The 19,832-nt window shown below is 70.9% G+C and carries 19 protein-coding genes and 1 pseudogene; 14 read left to right on the top strand and 6 right to left on the bottom strand.

Annotation, left to right across the window (positions count from 1 at the left end):
* Nucleotides 1-97: 97 nt before the first annotated feature.
* Nucleotides 98-736, top strand: a complete 639-nt coding sequence (locus B1H19_RS39875; protein WP_107426057.1) for an LppU/SCO3897 family protein — start codon at nt 98-100, stop codon at nt 734-736.
* 100 nt (nt 737-836) lie between these two features.
* On the opposite strand, the gene B1H19_RS19345 is transcribed toward B1H19_RS39875, so the two are convergent.
* Complete coding sequence (locus B1H19_RS19345; RefSeq protein ID WP_083105911.1) at nt 837-1,724, bottom strand: alpha/beta fold hydrolase; 888 nt, start codon at nt 1,722-1,724, stop codon at nt 837-839.
* A 203-nt stretch (nt 1,725-1,927) separates the two neighbouring features.
* Here B1H19_RS19345 and B1H19_RS19340 point away from each other — a divergent pair, with 203 nt between their 5' ends.
* The 3 genes from B1H19_RS19340 (at nt 1,928) to B1H19_RS19330 (ending at nt 6,201) form a co-directional block, all read left to right on the top strand.
* Nucleotides 1,928-2,596 (top strand): TetR/AcrR family transcriptional regulator, encoded by a 669-nt coding sequence (locus B1H19_RS19340; protein ID WP_083105910.1) that lies wholly within the window; start codon nt 1,928-1,930, stop codon nt 2,594-2,596.
* Nucleotides 2,597-2,857: 261 nt separating this feature from the next.
* A complete protein-coding gene (locus B1H19_RS19335) occupies nt 2,858-4,795 on the top strand; it encodes an AMP-dependent synthetase/ligase (RefSeq protein WP_237289403.1) in 1,938 nt (645 codons plus the stop codon).
* Between the two features lie 182 nt (nt 4,796-4,977).
* Nucleotides 4,978-6,201 (top strand): serine hydrolase domain-containing protein, encoded by a 1,224-nt coding sequence (locus tag B1H19_RS19330; protein ID WP_237289401.1) that lies wholly within the window; start codon nt 4,978-4,980, stop codon nt 6,199-6,201.
* Between the two features lie 36 nt (nt 6,202-6,237).
* On the opposite strand, the gene B1H19_RS38730 is transcribed toward B1H19_RS19330, so the two are convergent.
* Nucleotides 6,238-6,375, bottom strand: coding sequence for a hypothetical protein (locus B1H19_RS38730; RefSeq protein ID WP_159028088.1), 138 nt, complete (start codon nt 6,373-6,375; stop codon nt 6,238-6,240).
* Nucleotides 6,376-6,681: 306 nt separating this feature from the next.
* On the bottom strand, nt 6,682-6,897 hold the full coding sequence (locus B1H19_RS19325; RefSeq protein WP_083105909.1) for a hypothetical protein: 216 nt from the start codon (nt 6,895-6,897) through the stop codon (nt 6,682-6,684).
* A 108-nt stretch (nt 6,898-7,005) separates the two neighbouring features.
* On the opposite strand from B1H19_RS19325, the pseudogene B1H19_RS19320 reads away from it, so the two are divergent.
* From B1H19_RS19320 to B1H19_RS19310, 3 genes and pseudogenes are all read left to right on the top strand, one after another.
* A pseudogene (locus B1H19_RS19320) lies at nt 7,006-7,859 on the top strand (helix-turn-helix domain-containing protein).
* Complete coding sequence (locus tag B1H19_RS19315) at nt 7,840-8,136, top strand: DUF397 domain-containing protein (RefSeq protein WP_083105908.1); 297 nt, start codon at nt 7,840-7,842, stop codon at nt 8,134-8,136. Before B1H19_RS19320 ends, B1H19_RS19315 begins: the two are co-directional and overlap by 20 nt.
* Before the next feature lie 19 nt (nt 8,137-8,155).
* Nucleotides 8,156-8,647, top strand: coding sequence for a hypothetical protein (locus B1H19_RS19310; protein WP_083105907.1), 492 nt, complete (start codon nt 8,156-8,158; stop codon nt 8,645-8,647).
* Nucleotides 8,648-8,694: 47 nt separating this feature from the next.
* On the opposite strand, the gene rox is transcribed toward B1H19_RS19310, so the two are convergent.
* Nucleotides 8,695-10,122 (bottom strand): rifampin monooxygenase, encoded by a 1,428-nt coding sequence (gene rox, locus B1H19_RS19305; protein WP_083105904.1) that lies wholly within the window; start codon nt 10,120-10,122, stop codon nt 8,695-8,697.
* Between the two features lie 405 nt (nt 10,123-10,527).
* Nucleotides 10,528-10,731: a cold-shock protein gene (locus B1H19_RS19300; RefSeq protein WP_030667277.1), complete on the bottom strand. Its 204-nt coding sequence runs from the start codon at nt 10,729-10,731 to the stop codon at nt 10,528-10,530.
* Between the two features lie 283 nt (nt 10,732-11,014).
* Here B1H19_RS19300 and B1H19_RS19295 point away from each other — a divergent pair, with 283 nt between their 5' ends.
* A complete protein-coding gene (locus B1H19_RS19295; protein WP_083105903.1) occupies nt 11,015-11,914 on the top strand; it encodes a menaquinone biosynthetic enzyme MqnA/MqnD family protein in 900 nt (299 codons plus the stop codon).
* A gap of 29 nt (nt 11,915-11,943) precedes the next feature.
* On the opposite strand, the gene B1H19_RS19290 is transcribed toward B1H19_RS19295, so the two are convergent.
* The gene (locus B1H19_RS19290; protein WP_083105901.1) at nt 11,944-12,519 is read right to left on the bottom strand and encodes a TetR/AcrR family transcriptional regulator; all 576 of its coding nucleotides are present in this window, start codon (nt 12,517-12,519) and stop codon (nt 11,944-11,946) included.
* A 124-nt stretch (nt 12,520-12,643) separates the two neighbouring features.
* On the opposite strand from B1H19_RS19290, the gene B1H19_RS19285 reads away from it, so the two are divergent.
* The 6 genes from B1H19_RS19285 (at nt 12,644) to B1H19_RS19260 (ending at nt 19,791) form a co-directional block, all read left to right on the top strand.
* Nucleotides 12,644-13,489, top strand: coding sequence for an SDR family NAD(P)-dependent oxidoreductase (locus B1H19_RS19285; protein WP_083105899.1), 846 nt, complete (start codon nt 12,644-12,646; stop codon nt 13,487-13,489).
* 133 nt (nt 13,490-13,622) lie between these two features.
* Nucleotides 13,623-15,380: a serine/threonine-protein kinase gene (locus B1H19_RS19280; RefSeq protein ID WP_083105898.1), complete on the top strand. Its 1,758-nt coding sequence runs from the start codon at nt 13,623-13,625 to the stop codon at nt 15,378-15,380.
* Nucleotides 15,381-15,481: 101 nt separating this feature from the next.
* Nucleotides 15,482-16,681: a cyclic dehypoxanthinyl futalosine synthase gene (mqnC, locus tag B1H19_RS19275; protein WP_083105897.1), complete on the top strand. Its 1,200-nt coding sequence runs from the start codon at nt 15,482-15,484 to the stop codon at nt 16,679-16,681.
* A gap of 7 nt (nt 16,682-16,688) precedes the next feature.
* Nucleotides 16,689-17,240: a hypothetical protein gene (locus B1H19_RS19270; protein WP_083105896.1), complete on the top strand. Its 552-nt coding sequence runs from the start codon at nt 16,689-16,691 to the stop codon at nt 17,238-17,240.
* Nucleotides 17,241-17,592: 352 nt separating this feature from the next.
* Entirely contained in the window at nt 17,593-18,291 is a 699-nt protein-coding gene (locus tag B1H19_RS19265) for a demethylmenaquinone methyltransferase (RefSeq protein ID WP_083105895.1), read from the top strand.
* 198 nt (nt 18,292-18,489) lie between these two features.
* Nucleotides 18,490-19,791 carry a geranylgeranyl reductase family protein gene (locus B1H19_RS19260; protein ID WP_083109740.1) on the top strand — a complete coding sequence of 434 codons (1,302 nt, stop codon included), beginning with the start codon at nt 18,490-18,492 and terminating at the stop codon, nt 19,789-19,791.
* The last annotated feature ends 41 nt before the right edge of the window (nt 19,792-19,832 follow it).

The raw sequence follows: 19,832 nt of genomic DNA, 5'->3' as shown, positions 1-19,832 counted from the left end.
CCGCTGGTCCGTGCTCGGGCCCGGGTCCTGCGCCCCGCGCCACCTCTCGCTAGGCTGCCTCAGCGCTTAGTGATTCGCATCAACTTTCGGGGGACTCGTGACCGCACCACCACCGCCACCCGGTTCGTCGGGTCAGCAGCCGTACGGCTTCCCGCCGCAACAGCCGAACTCGGGCCAGCCGTACGGACAACCGGGCCAGCCGTACGACGCACCGCCGCAATACGGTCAGCAGCCCGCATATGGTCAGCAACCCGCATACGGCCAGCCGCAGCCCCCGGCGTACGGTCAGCAGCCCTACCCGCCGGCCCCGCCCGCACCCACGCCCGCGGCCAGTACCGGCAGTCGCTGGAACTTCGGCTGCGTCGGCTGGGGCATCGTCATCCTGTGCGTGGTCATCGTGGTCGGCCTGGTGGCGAAGTTCTTCTTCAGCGGCTCCAGCGACAGTCCGCGCTACGCCAAGGTCGGCGACTGTCTGCACGTCACCAGCACCGCCCCCGGCAGTGACGCGACCAGGACCGAATGCTCCGATTCCAAGGCGAACTACACGGTGGCGAAGCGGTACGAGTACGACGGCGTGTTCAGCACCCGCACCTGCCAGGACGTCCCCGGTGCCTTCAGCTACCACGGCCGGTACTACAGGACGGTGCACCACCACCGGGTCACGCACACCTACCTGCTGTGCCTCACCCCGCGCAACGGCACCTCGGGAAGCCAGGCCCCGACCGGACAGCCCTGACCGCTGACCGCACGAACGGCGCCCCCGCAGCCAGTACGTCCCGTACGGATCGGCTGCGGGGGCGTCGGCGTCGTCCGGGGCCGGTCGCCGCGCGGGGGAGCTAGGCCGTGGGCGGCACCGCGCCCGTATGCCGCAGGATCGCCGTGGCGAGCGGGGCGTGGACGGCCGGCGGGAGGGCGTGGCCCATGCCCGGGATCTCGACGAGGCGGGCGTTGCCGACGGACTGGGCGAGGTGCTGCGGGTGCGGGGGCGGGAAGACCGGCTCGGCGGGGGCGGCGATGACGAGGGTGGGGACCTCGTTCTCGGCGAGCGCGTCGGAGCGGAGCAGGCCGCTGTGGTCGGCACGGCCGTGCGCGGTGCCGACGCGGTAGTGGCCGGTGTGCTCGATGACGCGGTGTTCGAGGGTGCGGAAGAAGTCGGCGTCGAAGGGGAGTCGGTCACCGGCGAGTACCCGCCAGTGTGCGATGCGGCGTTCCACCTCGGTCGCCGGCCCGTGGTCCTCGACGGGGCGGGCCCACATCTCCAGGACCTCGGGCGCGATCCCCGGGAGCTCGTCGACGGGGACCGTCGTGCCGTCGGGGCGGGTGTAGGGGGTGGTGCTGAGGGCGCTGGTGCCCATGAGAGTGGCGCTGATCCACCGGTCGGGGTGGTCGGCGAGCGCCAACTGGGCAAGCATGCCGCCGAGCGACAGCCCGACGATGTGCGCTCGCTCGATGCCCAGCCCGTCCAGGACGGCGACGACGTCCTCGGCGAGATCGGCGATCCGGTACGGCCGTTCCTCGAACGGCCAGCTGGAGCGGCCGGTGTCGCGGTGGTCGTAGCGGATGACCCGGTGGTGCGCGGCGAGCGCGTCCACCAGCGGCTCCGGCCAGCCGACGCCGGTCGCCTGGGCGCCCATGACCAGCAACAACGGAGGCGCGTCGGCGGACCCGCGCTGCTCGGTCCACAGGCGGATGCCGGGGCTGGAGGCTTCGACGAATTGCTGCACGGCCGTCCTGTCGGTAGTCGGTGTTCGGTAGTCGGGGGGGCGGTTGTCGGTAGTCGGGGTGGGCGGTGGTCCAGGATCACGTGACGAGACGTATCGTCTCGCCACCGTCGAAGTTCTGTCAAGAAATCGGGGACGGAGGGCGAAGATCGTAAACTTACTGGGCAGTAAATGCGCTAAAGGGGCGGGACGGAGGGACATTCGGCATGGGTGCCGTGAAGAGCAAGCGGGTGCCGCGGGCGGTCCGGGAGCAGCAGATGCTGGACGCGGCGGTGCGCACCTTTGCCCGGCGCGGCTACCGGGCGGCCTCGATGGACGAGATCGCCGAGGGCGCGGGGGTGTCCAAGCCGTTGGTCTACCTCTATCTGAACTCCAAGGACGAACTGTTCAGCGCCGTCATCCGGCGGGAGGCGGCCGCGCTGGTGGCCGCCGTGACCGCGGCCGTCGAGCCGGAGGCGCCGGCCGACCGGCAGCTGTGGAGCGGGCTGACGGGCTTCTTCGCGCACACCGCCGCGTACCCGGACGGCTGGGCCGTACTGCATCAGCAGGCACGTACGCACGGTGAGCCGTTCGCGCTCGAAGTGGCGGCGATGCGCGCCGAGATCGTGGAGTTCGTGACGGATCTGATCGGCGCGGCGGCCAAGGAGGCGGGCTGCGCCGGGGAACTGGCCGACCGCGAGGTGGCCGGTCTCGGCCATGCGCTGGTCGGCGCGGCCGAATCGCTCGCCGAGTGGGCCAACTCCCCGGCGGCGTCCGGTGTTTACGGGGCGGGGGAGCGGCCCTCGGCCAAGGACACGGCGGCCACGCTGATGAACTTCGCCTGGGCCGGACTCGGTCGGATGACGGACGGCGAACGGTGGTCCCCGGGCGGCTGATCCCGTCCCCGGGAGACTGGGCCCATCCCCGGGAGGGGCATCGGACGAAGGCGGTACCAGGGCATTGGCCAACTGCTGGTCCTCGCGTAAATTTACGTCGAAGTAAGGTTACTGGCGGGTCAGGGGATGCCCCGGGCCTTCGCCATGAGCCCCTCCCGCGCGCCCCGCTCCCACCGCACCCCCCGCGCCCCCTTCACACCAGAACGCGCCGTCAGTTCGCCGATTTCACGCACGAAATACGGAAGACATGAGGAGCCGCTCGTGTTCAGCAAGGAAAGCGCCGCCTCCGTCCCCGGTGCCACCGCCGCCGCACCCGGAGCCCCCGCCCTCGTGCCACCGCAGAAGGCCCTCCGCGACGGCACCGTTCGCGAGGTCTTCGTTCCCGCCCTCGCCCCGCCCGTCCGCACCGGCTCCCTCGGCGACCTTCCCTTCACCAACGCCGCCGAGGCCCCCGCCGACATCGTCCTGGCCCGTAAGCAGCCCAGCGGCGCCTGGCGGGACATCACCGCCGCGGAATTCGCCGCCGAGGTAAGGGCGGTGGCCAAGGGCCTGATAGCGCACGGCCTCTTCCCCGGTGACCGGCTCGCCATCATGGCCCGTACGACCTACGAATGGACCCTGATCGACTTCGCCGCCTGGGCGGCCGGCCTGGTCACCGTCCCCCTCTACCCGACCTCCTCCGCCCACCAGGCCCGGTGGATCCTGCACGACTCCGGAGCCCGCGCCTGCGTGGTGGAAAACGTCGAGGAAACCCGTCTGATCAGCGGCATCCGCGGCGAACTCCCGGCCCTCGAACACCTCTGGCAGTTCAACACGGGCGCCGTCTCCCAGCTTGTCGCCGCGGGCCGCGACCTCCCGGACGAGGTCGTCGACCAACGCCGCAGCACCGTCGGCCCCGCCTCCCTCGCCACCCTCATCTACACCTCGGGCACCACCGGCCGCCCCAAGGGCTGCGCCCTCACCCACGCCAACTTCTTCGCCGAGGTCGACAACGCCGTCGAACTCCTCCACCCGGTCTTCCGGTCCGTCAGCTCGGAGCCCGCCTCCACCCTGCTCTTCCTGCCCCTCTCCCACGTCTTCGGCCGCATGGTCGCCATCGGCTGCCTCCGCGCCCGCGTCCGCCTCGGCCACGCCCCCAGCATCCAGACGGACGACCTGCTCGCCGACCTCGCCTCCTTCCGGCCCACCTTCCTCCTGGCCATTCCCTACGTCCTGGAGAAGGTCTTCAACACCGGCCGCGCCACCGCCGAGAAGATGGGCCGTGCCGCCTCCTTCGACCGCGCCGCCCGGATAGCCCGCGCCTACGGCGAAGCGGTCGAGGCCCAGGAACACGGGGCGGGTCCCGGCCCCGGCGTCGCCCTCAAGGCCGCCCGCAAGCTCTACGACCCGCTGGTCTACCGCCGCATACGGACCGCGCTCGGCGGCAAGGTCCGCTACGCCATCTGCGGCGGCTCCCCTCTGGGACACCGCCTCGCGGCCTTCTACTCCGGTGCCGGCATCGAGATCTTCGAGGGCTACGGCCTGACGGAGACCACCGCCGCCGCCACCGTCACCCCGCCCCTGCGCCCCCGTATCGGCACGGTCGGCTGGCCCCTGCCCGGTAGCGCGGTCCGTATCGCGGACGACGGCGAGATCCTGCTCCGCGGCGGCCAGATCTTCACCGGCTACTGGGACGCGGCCCGCGGCGCCGCCGTCCCGATGACCGACCGGGACGGCTGGCTGCCCACGGGGGACTTGGGCGCCCTGGACGCCGACGGCTATCTGACGATCACCGGCCGCAAGAAGGAGATCATCATCACCACGGGCGGCAAGAACGTCGCCCCCGCCCCCCTGGAGGATCGCCTCCGCTCCCACCCTCTGGTCGGCCAGTGCATGGTCATCGGCGACAACCGCCCGTACATCACGGCTCTGATCGCCCTCGACCCCGACGGCCTCTCCCACTGGCGCCAGATGACCAAGAAGCGGGACGTTCCGCTCGGCCAACTCACCCAGGACAAACAGCTCTTGACGGATATTCAGCATGCCGTCGACGACGCCAACGGCCTGGTCTCCCGCGCCGAGTCCATCCGCCGTTTCGCCGTCCTGCCGACGGAGTTCACGGAATACACCGGCCATCTCACCCCGTCCCTGAAGCTGCGTCGCTCGGCGGTCGCCCGCGACTTCGCGGACGAGATCGAGGCGCTGTACGCCAGGCAATGACCCTCCGGCACACCATCCCTAGGGAACAACCCTGACGAACCCCTGAGCCGTACAGCCCAGTTGGGCCCATCCGCCTCGGGGGCGGATCAGGGTCGACGCCCTCCTTCGTGATGATCCGCGGCGCGGGCGCACTCGGCAGCATGAAGCCGTACACACCGGCCGCTCATCCCGCGGAGCTCCCCTTGTCCCTCCTCAAGCACGGCTTCAGACGCCCCTTTACGGCCCTCACCGCCGCTCTGGCCGCCGCCACCCTCTCCCTCGTTTCCGGCGGCGCGTCGGCCCCGGCCCTGGCCGATACGCCCGGTGCGCCGGGCGCCGCAGCCCGGGCGGCCCCCGCACGGGCCATTCAGGGAGCGACCGGCCCCAACGTCCCGGCCCTGGAAAAGGCCCTCCGCGGCCTCCCCGACAAGGACACCACCGCCGCCCTGGTACGCGTCGGCGGCAACGGCAGCTGGCACGGCAGCGCCGGCGTCCGCGACCTCCCGAGCCACCGCAAGGCCCTGGAGAACGCCCGCTTCCGCGCGGGTTCCACCACGAAGACGGTCACCGCGGCCCTCGTTCTGCAACTCGCCGCCGAGGGCAGGATCGACCTCGACGGCACGGTGCAGCGCTATCTCCCCGGCCTGCTGACCGGCGCCTTCCAGCCCCTCACCGTCCGGCAGTTGCTCACCTTCACCAGCGGACTCCAACCGGGCGCGACCCTCGGCCCGGAGAACGGCGAAGGGTACGAGAACCGCTTCAAGACCCTCACCCCGGAAGCCGTCGTCGCGGCCTCCGTCGCCAAGGGCCCGTACCGCGGCCCCGGGGAGGGCCCGGGGAAGAAGCAGCGCTACGACAACATCGACTACACCGTCCTCGGCCTGCTGATCGAGAAGGTCACCGGCGACTCGTACGCACACCAGGCCGCGGTCCGCATCTTCCGCCCGACCGGTATGCGGCACACCTCCTTCCCCGTCGGCCCCGACCCGCGGATCCACGGCCCGCACAACCGCGGCTACCAGAAGCTGGCGGACGGCCGTCTCGTGGACGCGACGGAATGGAACATGTCCGACCGCCGGGCGGCCGGCGACATGATCTCCACCACCGCCGACCTGGAGAAGTTCCTCGTCGCCCTCTTCCGGGGGAAGATCGTCCCGCAGCCGCTCCTGGATCGGGAGATGTTCACGGTCCCGCACATCAAGGGCGCCACGATGAGCGCCGGTCTGCAACGCTACGACGCGGGCCACGGAAAGATCATCTGGCTCAAGACCGGCGCCAGGCCCGGCTACAACACGATGCTCGCGGCGACCAGGGACCTGTCCCGGACCCTCGTCTACTCCGTCAACGCCGTGGACGCCAAGGGCGAGCAGATGAATCCGGTCGCGGAGCGCATAACGAGGGCGGCGTTCGCGCTGCCCGCGCAGTAGCGATACGGCGGTTGGCCGAGTTCCGGCGCCGCCCCCTCACCACAGCGGCACCTCCGTCTTCACCCGCCGCTCGCGCCGCAGCCGGCACTCCTGCCCGGTCAGCAGATACGGCCTGACCAGGCAACTTTCCTCACCCCGCAGCGGCACCTCGGCGGGCCGGCGGAACGTGCGCACCGGTGGCACCGAGCGGGCGGCGTGGCGCGGCCCGGTGGGTGGGGTGCGTCGAGCGGGCGCCCGATGCCCCCCGCGAGCCGGAAGTAACCAACTCACTACCAAGAGCGAGATCCTTCGGATAAGATCAGACATGTTCGTCAACTTCCTTGGGGTTGATGGCCATGCCCCCGGACTGGTCGCACGGTTGCGGGGGTGACTCAGGCTGTCGTTGAAAAAAGGCCGCCCCTCGCCTATGGAGCCGGGGCGCTCGGCGCGTCAGACTGGAACCCCCGTGTCACCTCTGTGGGGGAGGTGGCACGGGGCCTCTCATTCCCCCGCGGCCTTACGCAGTGCAGCCGTCAGCTTGCGCGCCGTCATGGTGTTGCAATTCCCGAGTGCGATGAGCGAGAGGCGGTAGCTGCCCGCGTAGGCCGCCAATTCGGGCCCGAGCGACGGCAGCGTGATCCCGTTGGCCGCGAGCGCGGCGCGGAGGTCTTCGGTGCAGTCGTCCACGTCGTCGTGGTTGCGGCTGTGCTCAAGCATGGATGGCGACTCCTTGCGCATAGTGACGAATCACTCACAGAGTGCCGTGGAGCCGCGTAGCTTGGAAGGGATTTCCCCTTCGGTGCAAGATCCGTGGAACGGTGAAAAATGCCCGCACGCAAGGACGTTGACGGCTCAGCGAGTGTCCCCGCCTTCTACGGCTCCGAGTTGCGCTGGAAACGGGAGAAGGCGGGCCTCACCCTCCAGGCGATCGTCGACGGCATCTACTACTCGCCGAGCTACCTGAGCGAGATCGAGCGCGGGCAGCGGCGTATGCCGTTGGACATGGCCGTGCACGTGGATCGCGTGCTGGGGACGGACGGGTTTTTCGAGCGGCGTTGCGGGGATGTGCGGAAGGCGCGGCTGGCGGGGCATGCCGGGTATTTCGAGAAGGTCCTGGAGCCGAGAAGCACGCTGAGTCCATCGAGGAGTGGTGCCCCACCATGATCCCTGGCCTACTGCAGACTGCGGCGTACGCGCGGGCGGTCGTGCTGGCGGCGCATCCGCAGGCGTCCGACGAGGAGGTGGACGGGAAAGTCAACGCCCGTATGGCGAGGGCCTGCCTCTTCGACGACGACCAGAAGACCCCGGAGTACTGGGTGATCCTGCCCGAGTTGCTGCTCCGTCACCCCATCCTTCCGTCGAAGGAAATGACCGAACAGCTGGGCCATATCGCGGCGTTGGCGCTGCGTCGGCGGATCGTTCTACAGGTCCTTCCGTGGAACAGCGGGCCGTATCCGCTGATGCTTGGCATGGCCAAGATCATGACCTTCCCCGACGCGCCGCCGCTCGTATACACGGAGTCCTCGTACAGCGGTGACACCATCGAAGAACCGGCACTCGTGAAGCAGTATCGCAAGTCGTACGATCGGCTCAGGGCCGCCGCACTGCCGCCTGAGGCGTCCCTGCCCATGGTCGAGGCAGCGGCAGAGGACAATCGAAATGGCAAGCAGGCAGATTGACTTGAGCGCCGCCATATGGCGTACGAGTAGCTACACCAACGGCGACGGCGGTGATTGCGTCGAGGTGGCCGAAGGATTCCCCGGCGCTGCCAGCTGGCGCAAGAGCACCCACAGCAACGGCGACGGCGGCAACTGCGTCGAGGTCGCCGACAGCCTCCCCGGCCTAGTCCCCGTCCGCGACACCAAAACCGCCCCCGACGGCCCGACGGTCGTCATCCCGGCCGCCGCCTGGACCCGCTTCGTCACGGCCGTCAAAGACGACGCGTTCCGTGCCTAGCGCAGCAGCTACCGGCCCCGTGGGATACACGGGCGCATTCGAGTACGCCTGGGACGACGCCAGTCTGTCGGCGGATCGCCCGTCGGTGCTCTCGGTGGTGTACGAGCGGGAGGCGACCGGGCGGCGGCGATGGCTGCTGAGGGCGTGTCATCCCCTCTTCACCGAGATCCTGCCGTTCCACAACGCCGCCCATGTAAGGCAGTTCGCGCAGGCCATGCTGGACCTGCCCGACACGGCCGAGTACTACGACGTGGAGCTCGACTTTTCGGAGGCCGACACGGGGGCGCCGGGCCCGGAGGAGACGAAGCGGATCTGCGTCGCCACCGTGTCGGTCTTCCGGGACCCGGCCGACGGGCTGCGGCCGGGTCTGAACTACCAGTCGTTCTACGAGTTTTCCGGTCAGCTCCATGCGACCGGCCTGGGAATGCAGATCTGCTGTGACGACGTGGACATCGACCGGCTGCGCGCCGAGGCCACGGCCCTGCTCGCGGCTCTCGGCGACGACGGCTGAGGCCCATCACCCCCAGCCCGGGGAGTAGTTGCGCAGGCCGGGTGCGGTCAGCCGGCGGCGGCGCCGAACCACTGCGGCAGGTGGCCGAGCAGCTCCCGCTGGTCCTCGCCGACCCACGCCACATGGCCGTCCGGCCGCAGCAGCACCGCGGGCACGTCCATTTCCTCGCTGACGTCGACGACGTGGTCGACCCGGTCCGCCCAGCCCGCCACCGAGAGTCGGCCGGTCTGGTCCAGCAACAGGCCGCGTCCGGTGCGCATCAGCTCGTAGAGGCGGCCGCGCTTCAGCTGCACGTCCCGCATCCGGCGGCCGAGCAGTTCGTGGCCCTCGCCGAAGTCGTAGCGGACACTGATCGCGGTGAGCTTCTCGATCAGGTAGCGGTTCACCTCCTCGAAGTCCATCAGCTCTTCCACCAGCCGGCGCACCGCCTGGGGGCCCGGCTCGGTGGACATCAGCTGCATCTGTGCGCGCGTGTGGTCCAGTACGACGGTGGCCACCGGATGGCGCTCCCCCTCGTAGCTGTCCAGCAGCCCCTCCGGCGCCCAGCCGGCGACCTCGGCGGCCAGTTTCCAGCCGAGGTTGAACGCGTCCTGGATGCCGAGGTTGAGGCCCTGCCCGCCGGTCGGCGGGTGGACGTGCGCGGCGTCGCCGGCCAGCAGCACCCGGCCGACCCGGTAGCGCTCGGCCTGCCGGGTGGCGTCGCCGAAGCGGGACAGCCAGCGCGGCGAGTGCACGCCGAAGTCGGTGCCCGCGGTCGCCCGCAGCTGCTTCTTGAACTCCTCGAACGTGGGCGGGACCGTGCGGTCCTCGGCCACCCCCTCGGCGGGCACGACGACGCGGTACGCCCCCTCCCCCAAGGGCCCGAAGCCGAACCGCTTCTGGGTCTTGCGGACTTCGGTCATCACGGTGGTCAGCGTCTCCTGGTCCACGCCGACCTCCATCTCGCCGAGCAGCGTCTCGACCCTGCTGGGCTCCCCGGGGAAGCCGACGCCGAGCAGTTTGCGCACCGTGCTGCGGCCGCCGTCGCAGCCGACGAGGTAGCGCGAGCGCAACTGTGATTTGTCGGCCAGCTCCACGGTCACCCCGTCGTCGTCCTGGCTCAGCCCGACCAGTTCGCAGCCGCTGCGGATCTCGGCGCCGAGGTCGGTGGCGTGCTCGGACAGCAGCCGAGCGGTGACGGGCTGCGGGATGCCGAGGACGTATCCGTGCGCGCTGTCCAGCCGTTCGGGCCAGGGCTTGTCGATGCCGGCGATGAAACCGCCGACCCGGTACTGCTTGCCGAGCGCGAGGAACCGCTCCAGCAGACCGCGCTGGTCCATCACCTCGATGCTGCGCACGTGCAGGCCGAGTGCGCGGACGACCCTGGTCGGCTCCGGCTCCTTCTCCAGTACGAGAACCTGCACGCCGTGCAGCCGCAGCTCGGCGGCGAGCATCAAACCGGTCGGTCCACCGCCGGCAATGATCACGTCGATCATCACAACCCCCATGTATGTGCGCAGATTCTGGCGTCGGCCGGTGATTCTGCGGCACGACCGGGGCCTTGCCGCAAGCCCCCCAGTGCGCTATACGTTGAGAGTGGCAAGGAGTGGTCGAGCTCCTTGCCTTTGTTTTTGTCGGCGGCCGGTGGCGGGGGGCTGTGACGGTGGCCGGTGCCCGTGGTCGCCCGTTTCTCGTTGTTCGATGCACCGAGGGCGGGAATTCATACGGATGTCATTCAGGGCGCGCGGTGCCGTACGCGCGGAAATGGCAATCGCGGGGACGTGGCCCCAAAAGACATGGCCCCAAAAAGGCAGGAGCCCCGTTCCCCGCCGAAGCGGGGAGTGGGGCTCCTTGGGTACTGCGTAAGAGTGACCAGGAATTATTCCGGGCCGGGCAACTTACTACGCGGGGGTTACGTTCTCCGCCTGCGGACCCTTCGGGCCCTGCGTGACGTCGAAGGTGACCTGCTGGTTCTCCTCGAGGGAGCGGAAGCCAGAGGCGTTGATCGCGGAGTAGTGGACGAAGACATCCGGGCCGCCGCCGTCCTGGGCGATGAAGCCGAAGCCCTTTTCAGCGTTGAACCACTTGACGGTTCCGGTAGCCATAAGCCCTCCTTGGGCCAAAGGGTTGCCCTGCTCCAGAACCTGCAAACAAGTCTGAAAACTACAAAAGCCTGCGGGTCACATGCTCCGCAGGCTCTGTACTGCAAGGGAAACCAAACTGCAACTTGCGCTGAGCGTAGCACGGTGCACTCATGAGGCGGAAGAGCCAAAGATCACGTTTACTCGGGGCAGGTGAGAGGCATACGCGGACGCCTGCCCGACACTCGTACGGCCGCTGCGCGGACCCGCCGCATTGCTTCAGGGGGCACGGGTCTAGCCTCCGCATGTGGACAATTCAACCTTTGGAGACGCACCCGCAGGCGCTCCGGCCGACCACCGTCGCAGCCGGCCCCGGGTGGGCCACATCCAGTTCCTGAACTGCCTGCCCCTCTACTGGGGCCTGGCGCGTACGGGCACGCTGCTCGATCTGGACCTCAGCAAGGACACGCCGGAGAAGCTGAGCGAGCAGCTGATCCGCGGTGAGCTCGATATCGCGCCGGTGACCCTGGTGGAGTTCCTGCGGGCGGCGGACGATCTTGTGGCGTTCCCGAACCTCGCGGTCGGCTGCGACGGGCCCGTGATGTCCTGCGTGATCGTCTCGCAGAAGCCGCTGGAGCAGCTGGACGGCGCCCGGGTAGCCCTCGGCTCGACCTCGCGGACCTCCGTACGGCTGGCCCAGCTGCTGCTGGCCGAGAAGGTCGGCGTGCGGCCCGAGTACTACAGCTGCCCGCCGGACCTCGGGCTGATGATGCAGGAGGCGGACGCCGCGGTGCTGATCGGCGACGCCGCGCTGCGCGCCAATCTGCACGACGGGCCCAAGCTCGGCCTGGAGGTGCACGACCTCGGGCAGATGTGGAAGGACTGGACGGGTCTGCCGTTCGTCTTCGCCGTATGGGCGACCCGGCGGGAGTACCTGGAGCGCGAGCCGCTGGTCGTCGAGAAGGTCCACGAGGCGTTTCTGGCCTCCCGCGATCTGTCGCTGGAGGAGGTCGCCAAGGTCGCGGAGCAGGCGGCGCGCTGGGAGACGTTCGACGAGGCGGTGCTGGAGCGGTACTTCACCACGCTGGATTTCCGCTTCGGGGCCGAGCAGCTCCGCGGCGTCACGGAATTCGCCCGCCGGGTGGGACCGACGACCGGTTTCCCGGCCGATGTGAGGGTTGACCTGCTGGGGGCGGCGGGAGTTTAAGGAGCGGTCCTCGGCCCGGCCGGCGGCGGCTACCGGGCCGCCCCGTAGCGGAGCCCGTCGAGGATCAGGTCGAGGAGGCGGCCGGCCCGTTCGCGCTGGGCGGGCGCGCCGGTGATCAGTGCGACGCCGGCGAGGCCGAAGCCGACGTCGAGGGAGTCGACGTCCGAGCGCAGGAGGCCGGCGTCGGCGCCGGCCCGAAGCAGCGATTCGAGCGCGGTGCTGAGCCTGTCGAGGGACTCGGCGAAGGGGTCCGCGCCGGAGGCGACCGCGGCCCGCAGGGCTTCTGCCATGCCCTGCTTGGCGGCCAGGTAGTCGATGAACTTGTCCATCCACAGCCGCATCGCCCGGTCCGGCGGGTAGTCGGCCAGCAGCCGCGCGGCGCTGTCGCAGACGCGGGCCAGCTCGTTGCGGTAGGCCGCCTCGACCAGGGCCTCGCGCGTGGGGAAGTGGCGGTAGAGCGTGCCCGAGCCGACGCCCGCGGCTTTTGCGATCGCGTCGATCGGAACGTCCGCGCCCTTCTCGGAGAAGGCGCGCACGGCTGCTTCGAGAATGCGCTCCCGGTTGCGGCGGGCATCGGCCCGCATCGGGCTCGGCTTGCTGGTCAAGGCTGCTCCGTTCGTCGGGAGGCCAGTCTAACTGGACAACCGGGGAGCTCTCCGGTTAGCTTACGACTAACCGGAGAGCTCCCCGTTTATCGCCGATCCGCTTCCTTTCGACAGGAGAGCCCTGATGACCTCCCCGAAGACCGTTCTGATCACCGGCACGTCCTCCGGCATCGGCCTGGCCGCCGCCCTGGCCGCGGCCGAGGCCGGCTGGACCACCATCGCCACCATGCGCAACACCGGCAAGGCCGAGGCCCTGCTGAAGGCGGCGGAGGAGAACGGGGTCGCCGACCGTATCCAGGTCAAGCGCCTGGATGTGGTCGACCCCGAGAGCATCGCCGCCTGCCTGGACGAGGTGATCGCCGAGCACGGCCGCCTCGACGCGCTGATCAACAACGCCGGTGCGGCCCAGGTCGGCACCATCGAGCAGATGAGCCTCGACGATGTCCGCACCGCCATGGAGGTCAACTTCTTCGGCGTGGTGGCCGCCACCCGTGCCGCCCTGCCGCATCTGCGCGCCGCCCGGGGCCGGGTGATCACCGTCACCAGTGTCGGCGGCGCCGTCGGCCAGCCGTTCAACGAGGCGTACTGCGCGGCCAAGTTCGCCGTCGAGGGCTTCATGGAGTCCCTCGCCCCCGTCGCCGCCACCGTCGGCGTCGATGTCACCGTGGTCGAACCGGGCGCGGTGGCGAGCGAGTTCGTCGCCAACATCGGCCTCGACGTCCCCGCGCTGCTCGCCGCGGCCGGGCCCTACGCCCCGGCCATGGAGGCGTACCTCGGCCGCACCCGGGACGCCTTCGCCAGCGCCCAGACCCCGGCCGAGGCCGCCGCCCCGATCATCGAGGCGCTGACCGGCGAGAACCCGGCGTTCCGGGTCCAGACCTCGGAGTGGGCCCGGGAGTTCGTCGGAACCACCCTCGCCGACCTCGACGGTTCCGCCGTCCAGGCCCTCACCCGCGCCTGGGTCCGCTGAACCGCTCCACAGGGCTGTTGACGGCCTCCGGGTCGGGCGGTGCGGACAATGGGGCGGGTTCCCGGCGATCCGCCGGGCGCGGGCCCTAAGGTGATGTGCGGCGTGTGAGGGGCCGTACGAGGGGGAGGCAGCCATGGAGCCGCTGGCCGGTGACGACCCACGGGTCCTGGGGGGATACCGGCTGCTGGGCCGGCTCGGTGCCGGTGGCATGGGGCGGGTCTATCTGGGGCGCAGTGCGGGCGGCCGCACGGTGGCCGTGAAGATCGTCCATGCGCAGCTCGCGGCCGACGACCAGTTCCGGGCGCGGTTCCGGCGGGAGATCGAGTCGGCGCGGCGGGTGGGCGGCGCCTGGACCGCGCCCGTTCTGGACGCCGATCCGGACGCGTCCGTTCCGTGGGTCGCCACGGGGTACGTCGCCGGGCCCTCGCTCGCCCAGGCCATCGCCGATGTCGGTCCGCTGGCCGAGCATTCCGTACGGGCCCTGGGCGCCGGGCTGGCCGAGGCGCTGGCCGCCGTGCACGGGCTGGGGCTCGTCCACCGGGACGTCAAACCGTCGAACGTGATGCTGACGCTGGACGGTCCGCTGCTGATCGACTTCGGGATCGCGCGGGCGATGGCGGGGACGGTCTCGCTGACGTCCACCGGGGTCTCGGTCGGATCGCCCGGCTATATGGCGCCCGAGCAGATCGTGGGGACGGGGGCGGCGGGGGCCGCGGACGTCTTCTCTCTGGGGGCGGTGCTGGCGTTCGCGGCGACCGGGGTCAGCCCGTTCGCGGGGGACTCGTCGGCCGCGCTGCTCTACAAGGTGGTGCACGAGGAGCCGGTGCTGGGGCCGCAACTCGTGGGTGAGGTGCGGGAGTTGGTGGTCGCCTGCCTCGCCAAGGACCCGGCCGGGAGGCCCGCTCCGGCCGAGCTCGCGGCGCGGCTCTCGGGGGAGGCGAGCGGCGGGGCCGCGGGGCTGGTGCGGTCCGGGTGGCTGCCGGGGCCCGTGGTGGAGCAGGTGAGCCGGCGGGCGGTGGAGCTGCTGAGTCTGGAGGCGGCGGGGGAGGAGCCTGGTGGGGCGTCCCTCGGCCCGGCCACGCAGGCTCACGCGGGTCCGGCGACCCCGACGCCGTACGGTCCGGCGACCCCTGCCCCGTACGGTCCGGCGACCCCAGACCCGGCCAACCCCGGCATGCCGCCTCCTCCCCAGGGCGAACTCCCCTCCGGGCTGGTGCCGTTCGACACCCAGGTGTCCGGGGCCTTCGGCGCACCCGCCCGGCCGGAGGGGCCGCCGTCGGCTCCCTGGCCCGTGGCCGGGGTGGCGGCGGCCGAGGCGCCGACCGCGGACGCCGCCCCCAAGGAGCGGCGGGTCGCGCTGACCGGGGCGGTCGGCGGCAAGGAGCGGCCGCGGCGGGTGAGCTGCACGCTGGTGCTGTCGGTGGCCGGTGCGCTGGCCGTCGCGACGACCGCGGCCGTGTTCTTCCGGCTGCTGCCGGGCGGGCCCGGCGGAGCGGACACGGCGGCCAAGCCGCCGCCCGGCAGCGGCGCGCCCACACCCGGGCCCACCGTCGCCCCGCACTTCCTCGGCACCTGGACCGGCAGCGTCACCACGGCCCGGGGTATGGGCAACGGCTCGATGACCAGCGTGATCAGGCCGGGCGGCAAGGGCGATTACGTCATCCACACCACCTACGACGTGGTGGTGGTCCAGTGCAAGGCCAAGGCGAAGCTGGTGTCGGCCACGCCGAACCGGCTGGTGCTGCGGGAGCGGCCCGACGGGAAGCAGGGGTTCGGCTGCACGGGGAGCGCGTCCCGGGTGACGTACACCTTCCGCAAGGACGGCACGCTCGCGTTCACGTCGGACGACGGTGCGGGCGGCACCCCGACGTCGACGCTCACCAAGCGCTGACCGGGCGGCCGGGGGCGACCCCCGGACCGGCGGCCGAGGCCGTCGGACCCCTGACGTACGCTGGTTCGGTCGTTATGCCCGCCTCCGAAAGGGACGCCCCGGTGACCGAGAACGCCGACCTCCAGTCCGTACTCGACCGCGCCGCACAGGGCGGCCGCATCACGCCGGAGGAGGCGCTCGACCTCTACCGTTCCGCGCCGCTGCACGCGCTGGGCCAGGCCGCCGACGCCGTGCGCCGCCGTCGTTACGCGGGCAGCGAGCACATCGCGACGTACATCATCGAGCGGAACATCAACTACACCAATGTGTGCGTGACGGCCTGCAAGTTCTGCGCCTTCTACGCCCCGCCGAAGGACACGGCGAAGGGCTGGACGCGCGACCTCGACGACATCCTGCGCCGCTGCGCGGAGACCGTCGAGCTGGGCGGCACCCAGATCATGTTCCAGGGCGGGCACCACCCGGACTACGGCGTCGAGTACTACGAGAAGCACTTCGCGGCCATCAAGAAGGAGTTCCCGCAGCTGGTGATCCACTCGCTCGGCGCGTCCGAGGTGGAGCACATGGCGCGGATCTCCGGCGTGTCCGTGGAGGAGGCGATCGGGCGGATCCACGCCGCGGGGCTGGACTCCTTCGCGGGCGCCGGGGCCGAGCTGCTGCCCGCACGGCCCCGTAAGGCCATCGCGCCGCTGAAGGAGTCCGGCGAGCGCTGGCTGGAGATCATGGAGGTGGCCCACCGGCTGGGGGTGGAGTCGACGTCCACGATGCTGATGGGCACGGGCGAGACCAACGCCGAGCGGATCGAGCATCTGCGGATGATCCGGGACGTCCAGGACCGCACCGGTGGCTTCCGGGCCTTCATCCCGTACACCTACCAGCCGGAGAACAACCATCTGAAGGGCCGTACGCAGGCCACCCTCTTCGAGTACCTGCGGATGATCGCCATCGCCCGGCTCTTCCTCGACAACGTCGCGCACATCCAGGGCTCGTGGCTGACCACCGGCAAGGAGGTCGGCCAGCTGTCGCTGCACTACGGCGCCGACGACCTGGGCTCGATCATGCTGGAGGAGAACGTCGTCTCCTCGGCGGGTGCCAAGCACCGCTCCAACCGGATGGAGATCATCGATCTGATCCGCAAGGCGGGGCGGGTGCCGGCGCAGCGCGCGACGACGTACGAGCACCTGGTCGTGCACGAAGACCCGGCGAACGACCCGGTGGACGACAAGGTCGTCTCGCATCTGTCGTCGACGGCCATCGAGGGCGGCACGGCGCATCCGGAGCTGAAGCTCATCGATGCCAAGTAGGCGCGGGATGCTGACACTTCACCGCGTCCAAGGGGTCCGCACGGTCCACGACGGCCCGGCGGCCCCCGGGGACGCGGTCGTGGTGGACGGCGCCGCCCTCGCCGCCATCGGGCCGTACGAGGAGCTGTTCGCGGCGTACGGCGCCACGGCGCGCGTGCGGGAATGGGACGGCGTGCTGACGCCGGGGCGCCATGAGCCGGACGGGGCCGCGCTGCTGGAGGCCGCCTACCATCCCGATCCGCGCGAGGCCGACGAACTGGGCACGGAGCCGCTCACGGGGGAGGCGCTGGCCGCGCTCGGGATGACCGAGGCGCGGTGGGGCGCGAGCGCCCGGCGGGGGCTCCAGCGTCTGCTGGCGGCCGGGACGACGGCGCTGACCGGGCCGTTCACCCGCCCCGCGGTGCGTACGGCGGTCCAGCGGTCGGGGCTCGTGGTGCTGCCGGGCCCGTCGCCGCGGGCGCTGGCGGTGGGCGGACCGGCCCATTTCGCCGTGTTCGCGCCGGACGGGAGCTGTCTGGCGACGGTGCTGGGCGGGCGGCTGGTGTACCGGCGGCGGTGAGCCGGCGCGCGGGGCGAGTGGCCGGGGGGCGTCTCGCCGGGCGATCTTCGCCGCGGTGCGTCAGGGAGCGCCAAGGTGCCGTCAACGCCATCCCGCCCTCCGTCAAAGGGACATCAACGGAAACGGAATGACATATCCGGCCCGGCATGATCGTGGGCGCGGGGACGGCCGGTGCGCCCGGCCGCTCACGAGGCACTGCGCAGCGCTGGACGGTCGGATGTTGTGTGGGTGGGGGTCCCCCTGCTCGAGCGAAGTCGAGAGCTTGGGGGAATCCGGCCGTCCCCGACCAGCTCTGCGGCGTGGGGCCGTGCCCGGTGCGGGTACCGGCCGGGGCACGGTGGACAATGGCCGGGTGACCCGAGCATCCCTGGACAAGCAGCCGCACGAAGTCGCCGCGATGTTCGACGACGTGGCGGCGCGGTACGACCTCACCAACGACGTGCTCTCCCTGGGGCAGGCGAGGCTGTGGCGCACGGCGGTGGAGCGCGCGGTGGCCGCGCGGCCCGCCGAGCGGGTGCTCGACCTCGCGGCCGGTACGGGGACCTCCTCGCTGCCGTTCGCCCGGACCGGGGCCCAGGTCGTGCCGTGCGACTTCTCCGTCGGGATGCTGCGGGAGGGCAAGAAGCGCCATCCGTGGCTGCCGTTCACCGCCGGTGACGGGACCCGGCTGCCGTTCGCGGACGAGGTCTTCGACGCGGTCACCATCTCCTTCGGGCTGCGCAACATCCAGGACACCGACGCCGCGCTGGCCGAGCTGTACCGGGTCACCAAGCCCGGCGGGCGGGTGGTGATCTGCGAGTTCAGCGAGCCGACCTGGGCGCCGTTCCGGACCGTCTACACCGAGTACCTGATGCGTGCGCTGCCGCCGGTCGCCCGTGCGGTCAGCAGCAACCCGGACGCCTACGTCTACCTCGCCGAGTCCATCCGCACCTGGCCCAACCAGCCCGAACTCGCCGCCCGGATGCAGGGCGTGGGCTGGACGAAGGTCGCCTGGCGCAATCTGACCGGCGGTGTGGTGGCGCTCCACCGGGGGACCAGGCCGGTCGGCTGACCGATCCGGGGCCGGGCTTCCCGGGCCAACCCTTCGGTTTCCGCTCACCAGCACCCCCATAGACTGCATGTGCCCGGTGCCGTCGGGCGCCCCGATATCCAGATAGCGACCCCGTCGACCCCGTCGGCCCTGTCGGCTTCCATCGACTTCCGGGAGACCCCCGTGCCCGAGCCCGCGTCCGCGTCCTCGACCGAGTCCGTGACCACTCCCCGCTCCGACCACAGCGCGGACGTGATCGTCGTCGGCGCCGGGCCCGCCGGCTCGACCACCGCCTATCACCTGGCGAAGGCCGGTCTGGATGTCCTCCTCCTGGAGAAGACCGCGTTCCCGCGCGAGAAGGTCTGCGGCGACGGTCTGACCCCGCGGGCGACCAAGCAGCTGGTCGCGATGGGGATCGACATCTCCGAGGAGGCCGGCTGGCTGCGCAACAAGGGCCTGCGCATCATCGGCGGCGGCTCCCGCCTCCAGCTCGACTGGCCGGATCTCGCCTCGTACCCGAACTACGGACTGGTCCGTAAGCGCGACGACTTCGACGAGCAGCTGGCCCGCCAGGCCCAGAAGGCCGGCGCCCGCCTCCACGAGCGCTGCAACGTCGGCGCGCCGATCATCGACGACCTCACCGGCCACATCACCGGCGTCCACGCCAGGCTCGGCGAGGCTGGGTCTGATGCAAAAGACAGGACCCCGGTCACCTTCCACGCCCCGCTCGTGGTGGCCGCCGACGGCAACTCCACGCGCCTCTCTCTGGCCATGGGCCTGCACCGGCGCGAGGACCGCCCGATGGGCGTCGCCGTGCGGACGTACTTCACCTCGCCCCGCCACGACGACGACTACCTGGAGTCCTGGCTCGAACTCTGGGACCGGCGCGGTGCCCAGGACCGTCTGCTGCCCGGCTACGGCTGGATCTTCGGCATGGGCGACGGCACCAGCAACGTCGGCCTCGGCGTCCTGAACACCTCCGACTCCTTCAAGGAGCTCGACTGGCGTGAGGTCCTCAAGGCGTGGTGCGCCTCGATGCCCGCCGACTGGGGCTACACCCCCGAGAACATGACCGGCCCGATCCGCGGCGCCGCCCTGCCCATGGCCTTCAACCGCCAGCCGCACTACACCAGGGGCCTGCTGCTGGTCGGTGACGCGGGCGGGCTGGTCAACCCGTTCAACGGCGAGGGCATCGCCTATGCGATGGAGTCCGGGTCGATCGCCGCCGAGGTCATCGTCCAGGCCCAGGCCCGCGCCACCTACGCCCAGCGCGAGCTGGCCCTCCAGCGCTACCCCAAGATCCTCAAGGACACCTACGGCGGCTACTACTCCCTGGGCCGCGCCTTCGTGAAGCTGATCGGCAACCCCAAGGTCATGAAGATCGCCACCCAGCGCGGTCTGACACACCCGATGCTGATGCGCTTCACCCTCAAGATGCTGGCCAACCTCACCGACCCGACGGGCGGCGACGCGATGGACCGGATCATCAACGGGCTGAGCAAGGTGGCGCCGAAGGCGTAGCGCCGCCCCACGGCCCCCGGCCATGACCTCCCGCGTAATTG

Origin of the sequence: Streptomyces gilvosporeus, from assembly GCF_002082195.1 — a bacterium.
Lineage (GTDB): Bacteria > Actinomycetota > Actinomycetes > Streptomycetales > Streptomycetaceae > Streptomyces > Streptomyces gilvosporeus.
The sequence above is the reverse complement of the archived record's forward strand: the minus strand, read 5'-3'. Positions and strand labels throughout refer to the sequence as shown.

Excerpts from the sequence above, each read along its gene's own strand:
- B1H19_RS19315 (WP_083105908.1), top strand. The coding sequence starts at position 7,840 with ATGGCAAGCAGGCAGATTGACTTGAGCGCCGCCATATGGCGTACGAGT.
- B1H19_RS19325 (WP_083105909.1), bottom strand. The coding sequence starts at position 6,897 with ATGCTTGAGCACAGCCGCAACCACGACGACGTGGACGACTGCACCGAA.
- B1H19_RS19340 (WP_083105910.1), top strand. The coding sequence starts at position 1,928 with ATGGGTGCCGTGAAGAGCAAGCGGGTGCCGCGGGCGGTCCGGGAGCAG.
- rox (WP_083105904.1), bottom strand. The coding sequence starts at position 10,122 with ATGATCGACGTGATCATTGCCGGCGGTGGACCGACCGGTTTGATGCTC.
- B1H19_RS19270 (WP_083105896.1), top strand. The coding sequence starts at position 16,689 with ATGCTGACACTTCACCGCGTCCAAGGGGTCCGCACGGTCCACGACGGC.
- B1H19_RS19285 (WP_083105899.1), top strand. The coding sequence starts at position 12,644 with ATGACCTCCCCGAAGACCGTTCTGATCACCGGCACGTCCTCCGGCATC.
- B1H19_RS19280 (WP_083105898.1), top strand. The coding sequence starts at position 13,623 with ATGGAGCCGCTGGCCGGTGACGACCCACGGGTCCTGGGGGGATACCGG.
- B1H19_RS19300 (WP_030667277.1), bottom strand. The coding sequence starts at position 10,731 with ATGGCTACCGGAACCGTCAAGTGGTTCAACGCTGAAAAGGGCTTCGGC.